Raw genomic sequence first — 19,391 nt, forward strand, 5'->3', positions numbered from 1 at the left:
TGACAGACGGTGTAATGTTGCCTTGGGTCGTGCTAGTTTAATGTCAATTTTTCGTATACGTGGCAAAACGCCTGTCAGAACATAGAGTTGGCGCCACGTTTTAAAGCGGTTTGCACGTTGTAAACCCCTTATTTTTCAGCATTTTTTATAGAGGCACGGGATTACATGGAAATCGGTCTGCGCGAGTGGCTGATCGTCATCGGCATTATTGTCATTGCCGGTATTCTTTTTGATGGCTGGCGTCGCATGCGCGGCGGCAAGGGGAAACTGAAGTTCCGTCTTGACCGAAGTCTGTCCAACCTGCCGGACGAGGACACCAGCGCTGAGCTGTTGGGCCCGCCACGCGTGCTGGACGCTCATAAAGAGCCGCAACTCGACGAGCACGATCTGCCGTCGGTGAGCATGACCGCCCGCGAGCCGCGAGAGTCAGGCTCCAAACGCGGTAAACGCGGTCATGGCGAGCCATCGCAAGGCGACTTGAACCTCAACCTGGATCTGGACGGCGGGCCAAGTTTCAGCAGCCGTGACGACTTCCCGGATGACAGCAAGTCTTCGGCCAAAGTCGCCGAGAAAGAGCTGCCGCGCGCCGAAGAGGTACTGGTCATCAGCGTGATCTGCCGCGATGCAGCAGGTTTCAAGGGGCCAGCGCTGTTGCAAAACATTCTGGAAAGCGGTCTGCGTTTCGGTGAGATGGATATTTTTCACCGTCACGAAAGCATGGCTGGTAACGGCGAAGTCCTGTTCTCCATGGCCAATGCGGTGAAGCCGGGTATCTTCGATCTGGATGACATTGACCACTTCAGCACGCCTGCGGTGAGCTTCTTCCTGGGGTTGCCAGGCCCGCGTCATCCGAAGCAGGCTTTTGATGTGATGGTGGCGGCAGCGCGCAAGTTGTCCCAAGAGCTGAACGGTGAATTGAAAGATGATCAGCGAAGCGTGCTGACTGCCCAGACGATCGAGCACTACCGTCAGCGCATTGTTGAATTCGAGCGTCGTGCGCTGACTCACAAGCGTTAATGCGGATGACTGTGGCGGGCTCTTTTCGCGAGGGTGCCCGCTGCTTCGCCACTGAGACTGCGTCTTCACGCTATCGCGATTAACAGATTGAGCAGCCTTGGCTGCTCTTTTGCTTTATGAGAGAACACCCATGACCGCCGCCAAAAACCGCATTCTAGAGCTGTGCGCTGAGCTGGATCAGCACAACTATCGTTACCACGTCCTCGATGAACCGAGTATTCCGGATGCCGAATATGATCGGTTGTTCCACGAACTCAAAGCCCTTGAAGCGGCTAATCCCGAACTGATCACTCGCGATTCACCGACCCAGCGAGTGGGCAGTGCGGCGCTGTCGGCGTTCACCCAGGTGCGCCATGAAGTGCCGATGCTCAGCCTCGGCAACGCCTTTGAAGAAGTCGATATGCGCGAGTTCGATCGTCGGGTGACTGAGGGGCTGGACCTGCCGGCAGGTGACTTGTTTGGTGGAGGTGCTGCGGTTGAATATAGCTGTGAGCCCAAACTCGATGGCCTTGCGGTCAGCCTGCTGTATCAGGACGGTGTGCTGGTGCGCGGTGCGACGCGGGGTGACGGCACCACCGGTGAGGACATCAGCGTCAATGTGCGCACTGTGCGCAATATTCCGCTCAAGCTACAGGGCAGCGGTTGGCCGGCGACCCTGGAAGTACGCGGTGAAGTGTTCATGTCCAAGGCTGGGTTCGAGCGGCTCAACGCCACGCAATTGGAAGTGGGAGGCAAGACCTTCGCCAATCCGCGCAACGCGGCGGCGGGCAGCTTGCGCCAGCTCGACTCGAAGATTACCGCCAATCGTCCGCTGGAGTTTTGCTGCTACGGCATCGGCCAGATTTCGGCGGATATTGCCGACACCCACATTGGCAATTTGCAGCAACTCAAAACCTGGGGCATGCCGGTCAGTCATGAGCTGAAACTTGCTCACGGCGTCGATGAATGCCTGGATTACTATCGCGACATCGGTGAGCGGCGTAGTGCGCTTTCTTATGAAATTGACGGCGTGGTGTTCAAGGTCAACAGCATTGCTTCACAGCGGGAGCTGGGTTTTCGCGCGCGGGAACCGCGCTGGGCCATCGCTCACAAATTTCCGGCCATGGAAGAACTCACCGAATTGCTCGACGTGGAATTCCAGGTCGGTCGCACCGGTGCCGTGACGCCCGTGGCGCGCTTGAAGCCGGTCAAAGTGGCGGGTGTTACGGTGGCCAACGCGACGTTGCACAACATGGACGAAGTTGCGCGACTGGGTCTGATGATTGGCGACACCGTGATCATCCGTCGTGCGGGAGATGTCATTCCTCAAGTGGTGCAAGTGGTCGTGGAGCGCCGTCCGGAAAATGCGCGATCGGTGCAAATTCCCGAGCAGTGTCCGGTCTGTGGTTCTCATGTGGAACGCACACAACTGGTCAAGCGTAGCAAGGGGCGCGAGACCATCAGCGAGGGCGCGGTGTATCGCTGCGTCGGTCGCCTGGCCTGCGGTGCTCAGCTCAAACAGGCGATCATTCACTTTGTCTCCCGCCGTGCCATGGACATTGAAGGCCTCGGTGAGAAGAGCGTCGAGCAATTGGTCGATGAAGGTCTGGTGAGTTCGCCCGCGGATCTTTATGCACTGACATTCGAGCAAGTTGTCGATCTGGAAGGCTTTGCCGAGTTGTCCAGCAAGAACCTGCTCAGCGCCATCGAAGACAGCAAAAAGCCGAACTTGGCACGCTTCATCTACGCCCTCGGGATTCCTGATGTCGGTGAGGAGACGGCCAAGGTGCTGGCGCGCGCTCTGGGCTCGTTGGCGCGGGTTCAGCAAGCGTTGCCGCACGTGCTGACGTACTTGCCGGATGTCGGCCTGGAAGTGGCTCACGAGATTCACAGCTTCTTCAGCGACGCCCACAACCAACAGGTGATTGCTGATCTGCTCAAGCACGGTTTGCAGATTCAGGATCAGGGTGAGTTGGCCGCCGAGTTTGCCGCCAGTACCACGCTGGGCGGTTTTCTCGACAAGTTGCATATCCCTTCGGTGGGGCCCGGCGGGGCGCAGAAACTGGCGGATAAATTTTCTTCGCTGGGCGGTGTGTTTGCCGCAGATTGGCTGGATATGCGCCAGACGTTGCCGGAGAAGCAGGCGAATGCTGTCCGGGAGTTTTTCGCCGTCGAAGAACATCGTCGAGTCGCTGAAGCCGCCGAGAAGCAATTGCTGGAGTTTGGCATGCACTGGCAGAGCGACAAGCGGGTCGTCGAAGGCTTGCCGTTGGCCGGACAGACCTGGGTGCTGACCGGCTCATTGGAATTGATGAGCCGTGAGGTGGCCAAGGACAAGCTCGAAAGCCTGGGTGCCAAGGTGGCCGGCTCGGTGTCGGCCAAGACCTATTGCGTGGTCGCAGGGCCGGGCGCGGGCTCCAAGTTGACCAAGGCCAATGAGCTGGGGTTGAAGGTGCTGGATGAGGAGGCATTTGTTGAATTCTTAAAGGGGTACGGCGTACCGGTCTGACACCTGGTCGGTGGCGAGCGAGCTTCCTCGCCACCGGGTAGTTTGAAATACGGAACGATCGACGACGAATCATGATCTAGTCTTGGCACCCCAGGGAGAGATCGCCATGTACCGCTTCTTCGAACAGCTCAGCTCGCGCATCGCCGCGCCCTTTGTGGGCGAACGCTCACGTAACAGTAAGGTGTGGCAATGTCGTTGTGGGCAGTCACTGTTCTTTGGCAACAGCCAGTGCCTGGCGTGTTCAGCGGCACTGGGGTATCAGCCGGAGCAGAGTCGCCTGTCGTCGCTGCAACCCGGCCAGCAAGTCGATACCTGGGTGCTGGACGCCGATGGCGAAGCGGGCGTATTTCGTCGTTGTGCCAACTTCGATTCTCCGGCGGCTTGCAATTGGCTGCTGCCGGCCAATGATCATGATGCTTTGTGCATCGCTTGCAGTCTGAATCACACCATCCCTGATCTTTCCATTCCCGAGAATCACGACCGCTGGCGCAAGGTCGAAACCGCCAAGCGTCGACTGGTCGCGCAACTGGTCAGCCTCGGGTTGCAAGTGATTCCAAAAACACTGAGTGAAGAGGCGGGTCTGGCCTTCGACTTTGTTGGCATTGACCTTGAGGGAAAAGCGCCGACCACCGGCCACGCCAACGGTTTGGTCACCCTCGATATCAAGGAAGCCGACGACGCCCATCGCGAACAGGTCCGAGTGCAGATGCATGAGCCCTATCGCACGCTGCTTGGGCATTTCCGTCATGAGGTAGGGCATTACTACTGGGATCGACTGATTGCCAACAGCCATTGGCTGGAGCCATTCCGTGGTGTGTTTGGTGACGAGCGGGCCAGCTACGCCGAGGCGCTGGAGCGCCATTACCAGCAGGGTGCGCCGCTGGACTGGCAGCAACACAATGTCAGTGCCTACGCCACCATGCACCCTTGGGAAGACTGGGCTGAAACCTGGGCGCACTACTTGCACATGATGGACGCGGTGGACACTGCTCTGGGCTTTGGCATGAGTGCTCGGGACATGGATTTTGACTACCAACCATTTCCCCTGGACACCCTCTACGATCCGCAACACCAGGGTGGTGCCGCGTTCCTTTCATTCGTCAATGCATGGATCGAGCTGGCCGGCATGCTCAATGAGCTGTCGCGCAGCATGGGGCAGCCTGACTTCTATCCCTTTATCTTGCCGCCAGCGGTGATCGCGAAACTGCACTTCATTCACCTGGTCATCCAGCAGGAGGGGGGCAGGGCGGACGAGGTATTGGCGCAATAAGATCAGCCGTTGATAGCCTTTGGCGCTTCTGAGAGGTCGTCGTGCATCTGTCGGACCGTGCGAAGGTGCCATTTTTCAGGGGTTGCGCATGTCCTTGAACGCGCTCATGTTTTTTAATCCATCCGAACGGTTGTAACTTCGTCTCAGATAGGTACAATGGCGCCGCTCACCGTCAGGTGAGCGTCGTTATGGTGACCCCATCGGTCCCCCCGCAACGATTACCCGTGAACCTGGTCAGATCCGGAAGGAAGCAGCCACAGCGGGAACATTGTGTGCCGGGGTGTGGCTGGTGGGGTTACCACCTTAACGCTCAATCCGTTATTGCAAGGGTTTGAGTGCGCAGTTCCCCTCGCTGTACCTTCGCTTTCAATTAGAAATTGTGCTTGATGCTGTCGTGTATCGCGACATGGCTTTTCTCTGTCTGCGTTCCGGGAGTGCGGCGCTACTGAACATGTTCGGCAGCGCGTGCAGGCAAGCTTATGCCTTGCGGTTAAACAGCTTGCGCACAAACCCTGCAACGAATACCAGCCCGATAATCAGAAACTTTTTCGCCGCCAGCAGGAAGATGCCGATTTTGGCAAACAGTCCGGCCTTGGCCGCTAAACCGCCGCCCACCAATGCCGCCAAACCGTAAGTGGCCAACTTGTCGGTGCCTGGGCTGTAGTCGGAATAAAGGTTGCCGTCGGTGAAGTTGGTGAAGGCGATGACTTTTGGCAATTCCTGCTTGATTGTCTGCAAGTCCGCCATTGACGCGACGGCATTCAGCTCCAGTACGCCTTTGCGTCCCAAGACCCTGATGCTGTAGTTGAGCGTGCTGTCCTTGGCGTCGTCGGCTTTCAGTTCGCGAGCCCAGTACATTTTGTGGCTGGTCTCGTCGTAGTGCGGCTTCTCTGCCCAGCCTAGTAAGTGCAGGCCCGCATAACCCTGTTTCTTGCGCGCTTTGTTGTCGTCCTCATCCTCTTCCTGCATTTGCCTGAGCAGGTCGTCATAGTCGATTTTGGCCGCGTCTTCGTCGGAAATATGCCCATCATCCTTGTAGCTGACGATCACGCCCCAGCCGCTGGCAGTCAGTGGGTTGACGGCGTTGGGAATGATCATGCCTAGCGTCTTGTGGCCTGGTGGGTTGCCCCAGCCATCGGTCAGCAGTCGTTCGGTGTCAGTGGGGTCCAGATAATAAAATTGATCGTTGAGTTTTAGCGTCGCAATGCCGGTGGGCAGGGTGATCGTGCCGTGTTGTGGCTTCAGGGAGGCAAGAAACTGTTGCGGTGTTTGTGTGGCCTCGACGGCTTCAACGGGGGCAGGGGTAGGTTTATTTGCAGCGTGTGTATTGGCGCATAACGAACACAGCAGTGCGGCCATCAGAAGCGGACGGAGGTGTTTCATTGTATTCCCTTACATTTTGAATTAATTTGGCGCGGCATGATATCGGATGGCTACTACTGATGCACGTGCTTCTGCGTTGGGCTGTTTTCAAGCGTTTTCCCAATGCAAAAAGGCAAGCTTGTCGATGGTGACAAACCTGCCTTCTTAATGGCGTGCTCTAAGGCTTGGACAAGGCCTGGTCAACCGCAGCGATCAGCTTTCCCAGATCCTTTGAGGTGGCTTTGTGTATGACGCTGAACAGGTACGCCCGCTGTTCGTCTTCGTCGCCAAAATCTGCGAAAAAGGCTTTCAGCTTCACACCCAGCACATTGGCAAGCAGGAAGAGTGTTTCCACGCTGGGGGTATAGGTGCCGGTTTCAAAGCGGCTGATGGTTTTGGGGTCAAAACCGGTTTTTTCACCGAGTTCAGCCTGAGTAAGCCCTGCGACCTTGCGGTAGCGTCGGATGGCCGGACCCAAACTTGAAATTTGCATCGCTTAATTCCCATTTAGAATCAAGAACTTAACGATAGATTTTTGCATTAGACAACCGCATGATTCATCACCTTGCTTTTCAAAATGTGATGCGTTTCGTAGAATTGCCCCTCTAAGGGGGCATTTAGTGACCTGCTTTCAGAAGTTGTGGCGATATGAAACGGCCAGCATTGTGTTCATTTGCCGGGTGTGCGGATAAGCCGCAGCCGCGCTGCAACCTCAAAAAATGTTACCGCGAACGTGGATTTCATCTTGGCCGAGGTCGTGAAGCCTAGTTGATCTTCAGCTGTCCCGGGGCCATCAAATTCCGCTCATGGAGTGATTACGTGTCTCTGCGCAGTTCGTTTCAAAACATCTCTTCCGGGCATCCTGCGCTGGTCGAGCGGTGCCACCGCTAGCGACAGAGAGCCTGACTCATGGAAGAGAAATACCGCAGGGCCGTCGATGCTGCCGCCATTTTTTCAGAGACCGACCTGAGCGGCCGCATCACCTACGTCAATGATCAGTTTTGTGCCATCTCCGGCTACAGCCGTGAAGAGCTGATGGGGCAAAACCATCGCATCCTCAATTCCGGCCTGCACCCCGCTGATTTCTTCGCCAACCTGTGGCGCACCATTGCCTTGGGAAATGTCTGGAAAGGGGAAATTTGCAATCGGGCCAAGGACGGTAGCCTTTATTGGGTCGACAGCACCATGGTGCCGGTGCTTGATGACGTGACCGGGCGTGTGCAGCGCTATCTGTCTATTCGTTTTGACGTCAGTGATAAGCGGCAACTGCTGCATTCCCTGCAATGGCGGGTGGGGCACGATGTGCTGACTGGCCTTCCTAATCGCGCGTTTCTTTCGGACCTGCTGGATCAGGCGCTGGAGTTTTCCCGGCAAGAAACCATCCCGCTGGCGGTCTGCATGCTGGATCTCGACGGCTTTAAAGCGGTCAACGACGGTTATGGTCATGCCAGTGGCGATCTGTTGTTGGTGGAAGTGGCCAGCCGGTTGCGCAGCATTGTGCGTGGCGAAGATGTGGTGGCTCGGCTGGCCGGGGACGAGTTCGTACTGGTGCTGCGTTATGTGCGTGATTCATCTGAATTGCGTGCCGCTCTGAATCGGGTGCTGGGTGCTATTTCGGCGCCGTATTCGCTGCATGGTAAAGCGATCAATGTGTTTGCCAGCATTGGCGTCACCTTGTTTCCCCACGACAACGAAGATGCCGAAACCTTGCTGCGCCACGCCGATCAAGCCATGTACGTGGCCAAGCAGCGTGGGCGCAATCGCTTTCATTTATTTGATGTCTCCAGGGATCAGGAGGTCAAGGCCACGCATCAGACGGTCGAACGCGTGCGTCAGGCCTTGGGCGCCGGTGAGTTGTGTCTACATTTTCAACCCAAGGTGAACATGCGCCGTGGCGTGGTGGTCGGTTTCGAGGCGTCATTGTGCTGGGAGCATCCACAAAATGGTTGGGTGCCGTCACGCGAATTTCTGCCGCTGGTGGAGGAAACCGATCTGATCATCGACATCGGTGAGTGGGTGATGGATCAGGTCTTGTCGCAATTGCATCGCTGGCAGCAGGCGGGGCAGAGTTGGCCGGTCAGCATCAACATTGCGGCGCGGCATTTTCAGCGAGCGGACTTTGTCGAGCGGCTCGGAGATGTCCTGGCGCGGCATAGGCAGGTCGCTCCGCAACTGCTCGATCTGGAAATCGTTGAGTCGGTAGCGAGCGAGAATATTCAGCATGTCAGTGCCTGTTTGCAGGCTTGTCAGGCGCTTGGTGTGCAGTTTTCCTTAGGGGATTTTGGAACCGGTTATTCGTCTCTCAGCTACCTCAAGCGCCTGCGCACGCAAACCATCAAGATCGATAAAACGTTCGTGCGTGACATTCTTCATGACCGTGACGATCTGGCTCTCGCCTCGGCGGTGATTGGTTTGGCTCGGGCGTTTGGCCAGCAGGTGGTCGCTGAAGGGCTGGAGAGTGTCGAGCATGGTGAGTTGCTGTTGCAGCTCGGTTGCGAGGTCGCGCAAGGCTATTTCATTGCCCGGCCTATGCCGCCCGACGAAGTGCCGGGCTGGGTCGCAGGTTTTGTCGCGCCCCAACAATGGCAAGTGCTGGAGCCACTGGAATGACCCTTGTTTATAAGGCGTAACCAGACCAAAGGAGTGCAGCGAGTGATGGCTACTTCATCTCGTCAGCGGCGGGTTCACCGCCGATGTAGAGCCGAACGATTTCATCAATCTCGCCCGACATTTTCATTCGCAGCAACGTGCGCAGAATGCGTTGCACCGGCACTTTTGGATCGTTGCGCACGTAGCAGCCGACCTTCTGTTCCTGAAGTACCGCCACCGCGTGCAGTTGCCGCTCGGGCATCAGGCTCTGGTTGAACCAGTCCAGGGTCCACTCGTTGCTCACGGCGAAGTGATAGCGGCCTGCGAGGAGTTTAGCGAGCACTTGTTCCTGGTTGCGCGCGTCTTCACGTTGCAACTGGCCGGTATCGAACAGCGGTTGCAGGGAGGTGTAGACGTAACCGAGCACGGTGCCGATGGGCTGGCGCGGCATATTTTGCAGGCGCATCGAAACGGGGAAGTCGTGCCGGCCGATCAGCAGGTCTCGCTGAACAAACAGCGGGATGCTCCAGATGTAATCCCCGGACTGGTTTGGCAGCCAGGACTGAGATACATAGCAGCGCACATCGACCTCGCCATGCTCCATCGCGTTTTGCACTCGGGCCCGAGGCAGTACATGAAACTCTGCCGGCACTCCGACCTGGGTCGCGAGGCTCAGCATGATGTCGTAAAGGATGCCTTGCGTCGGTCGGCCGCGCTCCAGTTGCACCATGGGCATTGCCCAACTGTCGCTCATCACGAAGCGCAATGGAGCATCAGCGGCCACGACGTTCAGGCTGATCAACAGCAGTGCCCCCAAGGCTAACCGCATAAACGCTCCGGTAATGATGAAACCTGAGCCGATAAAAGCCTCTCAACGTGCAGCTTAGCCAGATTAGAGAGGCGCACCGGATGCAATTTTGGCCTTGCTCCGCTAGCATTAGCCGCTTCTGCTTCCCAGTGGCGATGGTTTTCGATGAGTTATCAGGTTCTTGCACGTAAATGGCGTCCGCGCTCGTTCCGCGAAATGGTCGGCCAGACCCATGTGCTCAAGGCTCTGATCAATGCCTTGGACAGCCAGCGGCTGCACCACGCCTATTTATTTACCGGCACTCGCGGTGTGGGCAAAACCACCATCGCGCGAATCATCGCCAAATGCCTGAACTGTGAAACAGGTATTACTTCGACGCCGTGCGGCGAGTGCTCGGTGTGCCGCGAAATCGATGAGGGGCGTTTTGTCGACCTGATCGAGATCGACGCCGCGAGCCGGACCAAAGTCGAAGACACCCGCGAGCTGCTCGACAACGTGCAGTACGCCCCGAGTCGCGGTCGCTTCAAGGTCTACCTGATCGACGAAGTCCACATGCTTTCGAGCCATTCCTTCAATGCGCTGCTGAAAACCCTCGAAGAGCCGCCACCCTACGTCAAGTTCATTCTTGCCACCACTGACCCGCAGAAACTTCCGGCGACGATTCTGTCGCGGTGTCTGCAGTTCTCGCTGAAGAACATGACGCCTGAACGGGTGGTCGAGCATTTGACCCACGTGCTGGGCGTCGAGAACGTGCCGTTTGAAGACGATGCGCTGTGGCTGCTGGGGCGTGCCGCTGACGGCTCGATGCGCGATGCCATGAGCCTGACCGATCAGGCCATTGCCTTTGGTGAAGGCAAAGTCATGGCCGTCGACGTGCGGGCGATGCTCGGCACACTGGATCATGGCCAGGTGTTTGATGTCCTGCATTCGCTGATCGAAGGTGACGCCAAGGCGTTGCTTGAAGCTGTGCGCCACTTGGCCGAGCAAGGTCCGGACTGGAACGGTGTGCTCTCGGAAATTCTCAACGTGCTGCACCGGGTTGCCATTGCCCAGGCGTTGCCGGAAGGCGTCGACAACGGCCATGGCGATCGTGATCGGGTACTGGCATTGGCTCAGGCGCTGCCGGCCGAAGACGTACAGTTTTACTACCAGATGGGCCTGATTGGTCGCCGCGATTTACCGCTGGCGCCGGACCCGCGTGGTGGTTTTGAAATGGTCCTGCTGCGAATGCTTGCGTTCCGACCGGCAGACACCGCGGATGCGCCGAGGCAACCGCTAAAGCCAGTGGGGATCAGCCAGGCCACAGTTGATTCCGCTAATTCAGTGGCTGCCGGGCCCCTCGTTACGCCGGTAGTTGCGGCGACCACTGTCCCGGTTGTGGCTGCGCCAGTTGTGACGCCGGCGCCCGCACCCGAAGTGGTGCCCATACCTGAAGCGCTTGCTCCAGTGGTTGTTCCCGAGCCAGTGGTTGAAGTGACTGCTGTCGAGGACGTGATTGATCTGCCGTGGAATGACCCGGTTGAACCCGACGTCATCCAGCAGCCGGCCGTCGAGCCCGTGCTGGAAACCGCCAGCGAGCAACCCGAGTTGCCGCCCATGCCGTTGCCGCCCCCTGACAGCGCAGTGCCGGACGCCCCGGAATGGGCCGCCGCGCCGATACCTGAGCCATCCGTGGCCGACGTCGATGCGGCTACACCGGGGATGGACCTGGATGACGAGCCGCCGCTGGACGAGGACTACATCGAACCTGATATGGACTCGTCCTACAGCTACCTCGACGACCTGGCCAGTGAACACACCGCCGAGCCTGCGCCGGAACCTGAGCCTGAGCCCGCCGCGAAGCCGGCCACTGGTCTGGCGCTGCAATGGCTGGAGCTGTTCCCGAAATTACCGATCTCCGGCATGACCGCCAGTATTGCCGCCAACTGCACATTGATCGCGGTCGAGGGTGACCACTGGCTGCTGCACCTTGACCCGGCCCATAGCGCGCTGTTCAACACGACTCAGCAGCGCCGGCTCAATGATGCGCTGAACCAGTTTCACGGGCGTCCCCTGACCCTGACCATGGAACTGATCAAGCCTGAGCAGGAAACCCCGGCCCAGGCCGCCTCCCGGCGCCGTGCGAACCGTCAGCGCGAGGCCGAGGAGTCGATCCATGGCGACCCGTTCATCCAGCAGATGATGCAGCAGTTTGGTGCGGTGGTCCGTGACGATACTATTGAACCTGTCGAAGCCCTGGTCGTTCAGGGCTAATAACCGAAGGCGTTCGGCTGCATTCGCCGGGCACCGTTTTAATCCAAGTACGTTGAGGTGATTACCATGATGAAAGGTGGCATGGCCGGCCTGATGAAGCAGGCACAGCAGATGCAGGAAAAAATGGCCAAGATGCAGGAAGAACTGGCCAACGCTGAAGTCACCGGTAAGGCCGGTGGCGATATGGTCACGGTGGTGATGACCGGTCGTCACGACGTCAAGCGTGTGACCATCGACCCGAGCCTGGTGGAAGGTCTCAGCGAAGACGACAAAGAGATGCTGGAGGCCGTTTTCGCCGCTGCCGTCAACGATGCTGTGCGCAAGATTGAAGCCAACAGCCAGGATAAAATGTCCGGTGTGACCGCTGGCATGCAATTGCCGCCGGGTATGAAATTGCCATTCTGATTCGCTAACGTGCATCGGATGGGCTACAAAAAAATGCCAGGCTTTGCGCCTGGCATTCTTGTTTCTGGGCGAGACCGCTTTCGCGAGCCTGCTCGCGAAGAGGACGACTGGATGTTGTCGAATAAACATCGAACGCCCCACCGCCACAACGGTCTGCACTCTATACCGCAAAATTCATCGATCAAGGAGACGCTGACATGTCAGACGCATTGACCCTCAACCAACGTATCGTCCTGGTATCGCGCCCGGTGGGCGCGCCGACCCCGGAAAATTTTCGTCTGGAGCGGGTGGCGCTGCCTGATTTGGCCGAAGGCCAAGTGTTGCTCAAGACCCTTTATCTGTCGCTCGATCCCTACATGCGCGGTCGCATGAGTGACGCACCGTCCTACGCTGCTCCGGTGCAAATTGACGAAGTAATGACCGGTGGCGCTGTGAGTCGTGTCGAGCGCTCCCTGAACCCGAAGTTCCAGGAAGGCGATCTTGTGGTCGGTTCCACTGGCTGGCAGAGCCACAGCATCAGCGAGGGTCATAACATCATCCCGATTCCGTCCGGGCTGCCGAGTCCGTCGATGGCGTTGGGTGTACTCGGTATGCCGGGCATGACGGCCTACATGGGCCTGATGGATATCGGTCAGCCCAAGGCTGGCGAAACCCTGGTGGTGGCGGCGGCGTCTGGCGCCGTAGGCTCCGTGGTCGGTCAGGTGGCCAAGCTCAAAGGCCTGCGGGTGGTCGGCGTGGCGGGCGGGGCGGACAAGTGCCGTTACGTGGTCGAGGAATTAGGGTTTGATGCCTGTGTCGATCATAAGAGCCCCAACTTTTCCAGTGAGCTGGCCCACGCTTGCGCCCAAGGTATCGACATTTATTTCGAGAACGTCGGCGGCAAGGTTTTCGAGGCGATTGTGCCGTTGCTCAACCCTAAGGCGCGGATTCCGCTGTGCGGTTTGATTGCTTCCTACAACGCGCATCAGGCGCCAAGTGGGCCGGATCGTCTGCCGCAATTGCTGCGCACGTTGCTGACCAAGCGCGCACGTATCCAGGGTTTTATCGTGTTCGATGACTACGGTGACCGTCAGCCAGAGTTCATCAGCGCCATGTTGCCGTGGGTACGCGAGGGCAAGGTGAAGTTCCGCGAAGACGTGGTAGAGGGATTGGAGAATGCGCCCGAGGCGTTCATCGGGCTGCTGGAAGGGCGCAACTTCGGCAAACTCGTGGTACAGGTCGCCCAAGACTGAGTATTTGACGCTGGCCAGAGGCGCGGGTATAAACCGCGTCTCGTCGTTTTGTCGGACCTTTGATCATGAGCTTCAGCCCTTTGATTCGCCAACTGATCGATGCCTTGCGCACTTTGCCGGGTGTCGGTCAGAAAACCGCTCAGCGCATGGCGTTGCAACTGCTTGAGCGTGATCGCAGCGGTGGTTCTCGACTGGCTCAGGCCCTGAGCCAGGCCATGGAAGGTGTCGGTCACTGTCGATTGTGCCGCACGCTGACCGAAGACGACCTCTGCCCGCAATGCGCCGACAATCGTCGTGACGACACCTTGCTGTGCGTGGTGGAAGGACCGATGGATGTCTACGCGGTGGAGCAGACTGGTTTTCGCGGTCGCTATTTCGTGCTCAAAGGGCATTTGTCGCCCCTCGACGGTCTAGGGCCCGAAGCCATCGGCATCCCGCAATTACTCACGCGAATTGAAGACGCCGGCACGTTCACTGAGGTTATCCTCGCCACCAACCCCACGGTGGAAGGCGAGGCCACGGCCCATTACATCGCCCAGTTACTCAACAACAAAGGCCTGATCGCCTCGCGCATCGCCCATGGCGTGCCGTTGGGTGGCGAGCTTGAGTTGGTGGATGGCGGAACGTTGGCGCATTCGTTTGCAGGGCGTAAGCCGATTTTACTTTGAGCCCTGTGGTTTAAGAGAATGCGACTAATTCACACAAACCTATTGATAACCAAGCAAGCGCTCGGTTAACTTCGCTGAACCCTCAGTGGAGATCGCTCATGCCTGCCTTTCAGGAATACTTCGATTCCAGCCACCAATTGGTCCGTGACAGTGTCAGGCGTTTCGTCGAACGCGAGATTCTTCCGGACATCGATCAGTGGGAAGAAGCTGAAAGCTTTCCCCGCGACCTTTATCTCAAAGCCGGGGCGGCGGGGATTTTAGGGATTGGCTATCCCGAAACCCTTGGCGGCAGCCACGAAGGCGATCTGTTTGCCAGGGTGGCCGCCAGCGAAGAGCTGATGCGTTGCGGCTCCGGTGGGCTAGTGGCAGGACTCTGCTCGCTGGACATCGGCTTGCCGCCCATTCTCAAATGGGCCACCCCCCAAGTCCGTGATCGCGTGGTGCCCCAAGTGTTGGCAGGCGAAAAAATCAGCGCCCTGGCGATCACTGAGCCCAGCGGCGGCTCGGACGTGGCTAACCTGCAAACGCGCGCAGTGCGTGATGGCGATTATTATCGGGTCAGCGGCAGTAAAACGTTCATCACCAGTGGCGTTCGTGCCGATTTTTACACCGTCGCGGTGCGCACTGGTGAGCCGGGTTTTGGCGGCATCAGCCTGATGTTGATCGAAAAGGGCACGCCGGGTTTCAGCGTCGGGCGGCAGTTGAAGAAAATGGGCTGGTGGGCGTCGGACACTGCTGAGTTGTTCTTCGACGATTGCCGTGTGCCCGTTGGCAACTTGATCGGCGTTGAGAACATGGGGTTTGCCTGCATCATGGGCAATTTCCAGAATGAGCGACTGGCTTTGGCGCTGATGGCCAACATGACCGCACAGCTGGCCCTCGAAGAAAGTCTGAAATGGGCCCGTCAGCGCGAAGCCTTTGGCAAGCCTATCGGCAAGTTTCAGGTGCTCAAGCATCGTCTCGCTGAAATGGCAACGGCGTTAGAGGTGTCGCGAGAGTTCACTTATCGCCAGGCGGCGAAAATGGCGGCGGGGCAGAGCGTCATCAAGGAAATTTCCATGGCCAAGAATTTTGCCACCGATACGGCGGATCGCATCACCACGGACGCGGTACAGATTCTGGGTGGCATGGGCTACATGCGCGAAAGCCTGGTGGAGCGGTTGTACCGCGATAGCCGTATTCTTTCGATCGGCGGCGGTACTCGCGAAGTGATGAACGAGATCATCAGCAAGCAGATGGGGCTTTGAAGACCTGATCGTTCCAACGCGCAGCGCTGGAACGATTTACATCAACAGGCGATAGCAGCAGCCCAGGCGCCGCCTACTTATCAGACAACGCAAACTGCGTCAGGCAAAACGTCGGAATGCCCATGTCTTCCAGTCGCTGCGATCCACCCAACTCCGGCAGGTCAATAATCGCGGCGGCTTCATGCACCCGCGCGCCCATGCGCCGAATGAGATTCGCTGCTGCGATCAGCGTGCCGCCCGTCGCAATCAGGTCATCGAACATGACTACCGAATCACCCTCGCAGAGGCTGTCGGCGTGGACTTCAAGAAAGGCTTCGCCGTATTCGGTCGCGTAACCTTCTGCCAGCACGTCCGCCGGCAGCTTGCCTTGCTTGCGGAACAGCACCAGCGGCTTGTTCAGTTGGTAAGCCAGTACCGAGCCGATCAGAAAACCACGGGCATCCATGGCACCGATGTGGGTGAAGTCGGCTTCGACATAGCGGTGGGCGAAGCTGTCCATCACCAGGCGCAGCGCCGTGGGCGATTGAAATAGCGGAGTGATGTCGCGAAAAATCACGCCCGGTTTTGGAAAGTCGATCACGGGGCGGATCAGGGATTTGATGTCGAAGGAGTCAAAGACCATCGTCGAGGTGTCCTGGCAGTCTGCAAACGACGCAGTATAACGGCGGCTGAAACGTTTCGCTCAGCCGCAGCGGTTCAATTACTCCAGTGAGCCACCGGCCAGGGCACACAGCTGGATCGGGTCCAGAATATGGATTTCCTTACCTTCGGCGGCTATCAATTCGTTTTGCTGGAAGCGCGTGAATACTCGGGACACGGTTTCCACCGCCAGGCCCAGGTAGTTGCCGATTTCGTTACGCGACATGCTCAAACGGAACTGATTGGCGGAAAAACCACGGGCGCGAAAGCGCGCGGACAGGTTGACCAGGAAGGTGGCGATGCGTTCGTCGGCGGTTTTCTTCGACAACAGCAGCATCATTTGCTGATCGTCGCGAATCTCGCGGCTCATCACTCGCATCAACTGACGACGCAATTGCGGCAGTTGCAGGGCCAGTTCGTCGAGGCGATCGAAAGGAATTTCGCAGACCGAGGTTGTCTCCAGTGCTTGCGCCGAGACGGGGTGCTTTTCAGTGTCCATGCCCGATAGACCGACCAGTTCGCTTGGCAAGTGGAAACCGGTCAGTTGCTCTTCGCCACCATCGCTCAGGCTAAAAGTCTTTAACGCGCCGGAGCGTACTGCATAAACGCAATCGAAGGTGTCGCCCTGACGGAACAGAAACTCGCCTTTCTTCAGCGGACGACCCCGCTTAACGATTTCGTCCAACGCATCCATGTCTTCCAGATTCAGAGAAAGTGGCAAGCAGAGGGGAGCCAGGCTGCAATCCTTGCAATGAGCTTGGCTATGAGCGCGCAGTTTTACTGGCTCGGACATTTCTTTAATCCTTGTGGGAAAACACACATAAGCCGTAAGGGTAACTCACGGGAGGACATTGAGGCCAGCACGCGGCGATTTTGCCGCAGGGGAGCAACGTCAGCGGCAGGTCGATCCACTGGCGCGTTGCCGTTTACAGGAATAAAACGTCAAATCACTCGTGAAAATCGCTGGCGATTGTGCGGGTCCAGGTACGCATCGAAGACCATGCACACCGAGCGAACTAGTAATCGGCCGGCCGGCAGGACGCTGATGCGTTGGTTTTCCAGGTGGATCAGTCCGTCGGTGGCCATGGCCTGCAATTGCGGCCACAGTTCCCCAAAATAACCCCTAAAGTCGATGTTGAATGCCTGTTCGATTTCAGCGAATTCCAACGTGAAGTTGCAGATCAGTTGCTGAATCACCGCCCGGCGCAGGCGGTCATCGGCGTTGCAAATCAAACCACGGCTGGTGGCCAGTTGTGCCGAGGCGAGGGCGTTCTGGTAGTGGTTCAGATCGCTGCTGTTCTGGCAGTACAGATCGCCGATCTGGCTGATGGCGGAGACCCCCAGCCCGATCAAATCGCAGTGGCCATGGGTGGTGTAGCCCTGGAAGTTGCGTTGCAGGGTCGACTCTTCCTGAGCAATCGCGAGTTCGTCGTCGGGCAAGGCGAAATGGTCCATACCGATGTAGCGGTAACCGGCCCGGGTCAGTTGTTCGATGGTGCCCTGAAGCATCTCCAGCTTCTGCGCCGGTGTCGGCAGTTCGTCGCTGTTGATCCGCCGTTGCGGCATGAAGCGTTCCGGCAGGTGTGCGTAATTGAACACCGAGAGCCGATCCGGTTGCAGGCTGATCACTTCATCCACCGTGTGGGCGAAGTGCTCGGGCGTCTGTTTTGGCAGACCGTAGATCAGATCAATATTGATCGAGCGAAACTGCAAGGTGCGCGCAGCGTCGATGACGGCGCGTGTCTCTTCCAGGCTTTGCAGGCGATTGACCGCTCGCTGTACGGCAGGGTCAAGGTCTTGCAGGCCGATGCTGACCCGGTTGAAACCCAGTTCCCGCAGCAGGCCCATGGTCGACCAGTCGGCTTCACGCGGATCGATCTCGATGCCGTAGTCGCCGGAATCATCGTCCAGCAGATTGAAGTGTTTGCGCAATTGCGCCATCAACTGACGCAGTTCGTCATGGCTGAGGAAGGTCGGGGTGCCGCCACCAAAGTGCAGTTGCTCGACTTTTTGCGCCGGGTCCAGGTGGCAGGCGATCAACTGGATCTCCTGCTCCAGCCGTTGCAAATAAGGCAGGGCCCGCCCGCGATCCTTGGTGATGACTTTGTTACAGGCGCAGTAGTAGCAAATGTTCGCGCAGAACGGCACATGCACATACAGCGACAGTGGGCGCAGTGCTTTGCGGCTTTCACGCAAGGCATGGAACAAGTCGAAGGTGCCGACCTGGCTATTGAATTGCACGGCGGTCGGGTACGAGGTGTAACGCGGTCCCGCCAGGTCGTAACGGCGGATCAGATCTGTGTCCCAACGAATGGCGTCGAGCATGCGGGCATTCCCCGGATAGGCTGGCAGTGTCAGCGAGTCTATGGGGTGCGGCGTTAGGGCATCTTGATTTGCATCAACGGTCGATCCAGGTAGGCAGTACGGGCCTCTTCGCGGCTAGGCTCACGTCCTCATTGATGTGCATTCCCCTGTGGGAGCGAGCTTGCTCGCGAAGGGCGCACCGCCGATTTAGTGCCCCATCAACCAATGTTGATGCGGCCCCGGCAATGTCCAGATTCCGAACAGGATCACCAGCAACCCACCGCTCATGCGCACGCTGCGCTTGCGTAACAACGCCGTCACGCGTTCTGCCGCCAGGCCGGTGGCCAATAACACGGGCCATGTGCCCAGCCCGAACGCCAGCATCAACATCGCACTGTCCAGCGCGTTGCCTTGACTCGCTGCCCACAGCAAGGTGCTGTAAACCAGTCCGCACGGCAACCAGCCCCATAGCGCGCCCAGCAGCAGGGCGCGGGGCAGGCTCGACACTGGCAGCAGTGTGTTGGCCAGCGGCTGGATATGCCGCCACAGGCCACGGCCGAGGCTTTCGATGCGTGTCAGGCCGCTCCACCAGCCGGCCAGGTACAAGCCCATGCAAATCAGCAGCAGCCCGGCGATGATGCGCATGAACATCGCCGCAGGGCTGTTGGCCACTGCCCAGCCAGCGAGGCCGATCAGCAGACCGGCGGTGGCGTAGCTGATAATTCGCCCCAGGTTATACGCCAGCAGCAAGCGGAAACGACGGCTGCGTTGCTCCTTGGGAATGGCCAACGTCAGTGCGCCCATCAAGCCGCCGCACATGCCCAGGCAGTGCCCGCCACCGAGCAGGCCGAGGATCAGGGCTGATACCAGCAGTGGCGCCAATTCAAGCATGGGGTGGCGCCTGGTCATCCGGTTTCACTGGATGGCCACTGGCTTCGTCGACCGCCGCCTTGTGGTTAGGGTCTTGGTCGTCGAACAGGATGCTGTGGGCCGGGCCGTCGAGGTCGTCGTACTGACCACTGTCGACCGCCCAGAAAAAGATGTAGACGGCGATGGCTACGATCAGCAGCGCCGCCGGGATCATCACGTAAAGAGCTGGCATTTGGACT

Annotated in this window: 17 protein-coding genes and 1 other RNA gene; 10 read left to right on the forward strand and 8 right to left on the reverse strand. The window is 58.2% G+C overall.

All coding sequences use genetic code 11. The features are described from left to right. Nucleotides 1-165: 165 nt before the first annotated feature. The 4 genes from zipA (at nucleotide 166) to ffs (ending at nucleotide 5,070) form a co-directional block, all read left to right on the forward strand. Nucleotides 166-1,017, forward strand: a complete 852-nt coding sequence (gene zipA / locus RHM68_RS09155) for a cell division protein ZipA (protein ID WP_322222094.1) — start codon at nucleotides 166-168, stop codon at nucleotides 1,015-1,017. Between the two features lie 130 nt (nucleotides 1,018-1,147). Further along, complete coding sequence (gene ligA / locus RHM68_RS09160; protein WP_322222097.1) at nucleotides 1,148-3,505, forward strand: NAD-dependent DNA ligase LigA; 2,358 nt, start codon at nucleotides 1,148-1,150, stop codon at nucleotides 3,503-3,505. 106 nt (nucleotides 3,506-3,611) lie between these two features. Then, the gene (locus tag RHM68_RS09165) at nucleotides 3,612-4,775 is read left to right on the forward strand and encodes a zinc-binding metallopeptidase family protein (RefSeq protein WP_322222099.1); all 1,164 of its coding nucleotides are present in this window, start codon (nucleotides 3,612-3,614) and stop codon (nucleotides 4,773-4,775) included. 198 nt (nucleotides 4,776-4,973) lie between these two features. Then, nucleotides 4,974-5,070, forward strand: an RNA gene (gene ffs, locus RHM68_RS09170) — signal recognition particle sRNA small type. Nucleotides 5,071-5,252: 182 nt separating this feature from the next. Here the strand turns inward: ffs and RHM68_RS09175 are convergent. After that, a complete protein-coding gene (locus tag RHM68_RS09175; RefSeq protein WP_322222100.1) occupies nucleotides 5,253-6,158 on the reverse strand; it encodes a DUF2167 domain-containing protein in 906 nt (301 codons plus the stop codon). A 157-nt stretch (nucleotides 6,159-6,315) separates the two neighbouring features. Beyond that, nucleotides 6,316-6,630, reverse strand: a complete 315-nt coding sequence (locus tag RHM68_RS09180) for a helix-turn-helix transcriptional regulator (protein WP_322222102.1) — start codon at nucleotides 6,628-6,630, stop codon at nucleotides 6,316-6,318. Between the two features lie 416 nt (nucleotides 6,631-7,046). Here RHM68_RS09180 and RHM68_RS09185 point away from each other — a divergent pair, with 416 nt between their 5' ends. After that, a complete protein-coding gene (locus RHM68_RS09185; RefSeq protein WP_322222105.1) occupies nucleotides 7,047-8,747 on the forward strand; it encodes a putative bifunctional diguanylate cyclase/phosphodiesterase in 1,701 nt (566 codons plus the stop codon). Between the two features lie 49 nt (nucleotides 8,748-8,796). Here RHM68_RS09185 and RHM68_RS09190 read toward each other — a convergent pair whose 3' ends face one another. Continuing rightward, nucleotides 8,797-9,555 (reverse strand): transporter substrate-binding domain-containing protein, encoded by a 759-nt coding sequence (locus RHM68_RS09190; RefSeq protein ID WP_322222108.1) that lies wholly within the window; start codon nucleotides 9,553-9,555, stop codon nucleotides 8,797-8,799. Nucleotides 9,556-9,699: 144 nt separating this feature from the next. On the opposite strand from RHM68_RS09190, the gene dnaX reads away from it, so the two are divergent. From dnaX to RHM68_RS09215, 5 genes are all read left to right on the forward strand, one after another. After that, nucleotides 9,700-11,787 (forward strand): DNA polymerase III subunit gamma/tau, encoded by a 2,088-nt coding sequence (dnaX, locus tag RHM68_RS09195; protein WP_322222110.1) that lies wholly within the window; start codon nucleotides 9,700-9,702, stop codon nucleotides 11,785-11,787. 66 nt (nucleotides 11,788-11,853) lie between these two features. Beyond that, nucleotides 11,854-12,192: a YbaB/EbfC family nucleoid-associated protein gene (locus RHM68_RS09200; protein ID WP_007905413.1), complete on the forward strand. Its 339-nt coding sequence runs from the start codon at nucleotides 11,854-11,856 to the stop codon at nucleotides 12,190-12,192. Between the two features lie 197 nt (nucleotides 12,193-12,389). After that, entirely contained in the window at nucleotides 12,390-13,424 is a 1,035-nt protein-coding gene (locus tag RHM68_RS09205; protein ID WP_322222113.1) for an NADP-dependent oxidoreductase, read from the forward strand. Between the two features lie 65 nt (nucleotides 13,425-13,489). Then, nucleotides 13,490-14,092, forward strand: coding sequence for a recombination mediator RecR (gene recR, locus RHM68_RS09210; protein WP_322222114.1), 603 nt, complete (start codon nucleotides 13,490-13,492; stop codon nucleotides 14,090-14,092). Nucleotides 14,093-14,190: 98 nt separating this feature from the next. Then, the gene (locus RHM68_RS09215) at nucleotides 14,191-15,339 is read left to right on the forward strand and encodes an acyl-CoA dehydrogenase family protein (protein ID WP_322222116.1); all 1,149 of its coding nucleotides are present in this window, start codon (nucleotides 14,191-14,193) and stop codon (nucleotides 15,337-15,339) included. A gap of 73 nt (nucleotides 15,340-15,412) precedes the next feature. Here RHM68_RS09215 and RHM68_RS09220 read toward each other — a convergent pair whose 3' ends face one another. From RHM68_RS09220 to ccoS, 5 genes are all read right to left on the reverse strand, one after another. Continuing rightward, the gene (locus RHM68_RS09220; RefSeq protein WP_008057870.1) at nucleotides 15,413-15,961 is read right to left on the reverse strand and encodes an adenine phosphoribosyltransferase; all 549 of its coding nucleotides are present in this window, start codon (nucleotides 15,959-15,961) and stop codon (nucleotides 15,413-15,415) included. A 78-nt stretch (nucleotides 15,962-16,039) separates the two neighbouring features. Continuing rightward, nucleotides 16,040-16,771 carry a fumarate/nitrate reduction transcriptional regulator Fnr gene (fnr, locus tag RHM68_RS09225; protein ID WP_322222120.1) on the reverse strand — a complete coding sequence of 244 codons (732 nt, stop codon included), beginning with the start codon at nucleotides 16,769-16,771 and terminating at the stop codon, nucleotides 16,040-16,042. Between the two features lie 149 nt (nucleotides 16,772-16,920). Continuing rightward, nucleotides 16,921-18,303, reverse strand: a complete 1,383-nt coding sequence (gene hemN / locus RHM68_RS09230; protein ID WP_322222122.1) for an oxygen-independent coproporphyrinogen III oxidase — start codon at nucleotides 18,301-18,303, stop codon at nucleotides 16,921-16,923. 186 nt (nucleotides 18,304-18,489) lie between these two features. Next, nucleotides 18,490-19,173, reverse strand: a complete 684-nt coding sequence (locus tag RHM68_RS09235) for a sulfite exporter TauE/SafE family protein (protein ID WP_322222124.1) — start codon at nucleotides 19,171-19,173, stop codon at nucleotides 18,490-18,492. Beyond that, nucleotides 19,166-19,384, reverse strand: a complete 219-nt coding sequence (gene ccoS, locus RHM68_RS09240) for a cbb3-type cytochrome oxidase assembly protein CcoS (protein ID WP_322222126.1) — start codon at nucleotides 19,382-19,384, stop codon at nucleotides 19,166-19,168. The genes RHM68_RS09235 and ccoS overlap by 8 nt, the downstream gene beginning before the upstream one ends. Nucleotides 19,385-19,391: the final 7 nt, after the last annotated feature.

Origin of the sequence: Pseudomonas sp. DC1.2 (genome assembly GCF_034351645.1) — a bacterium.
Classification (GTDB): domain Bacteria; phylum Pseudomonadota; class Gammaproteobacteria; order Pseudomonadales; family Pseudomonadaceae; genus Aquipseudomonas.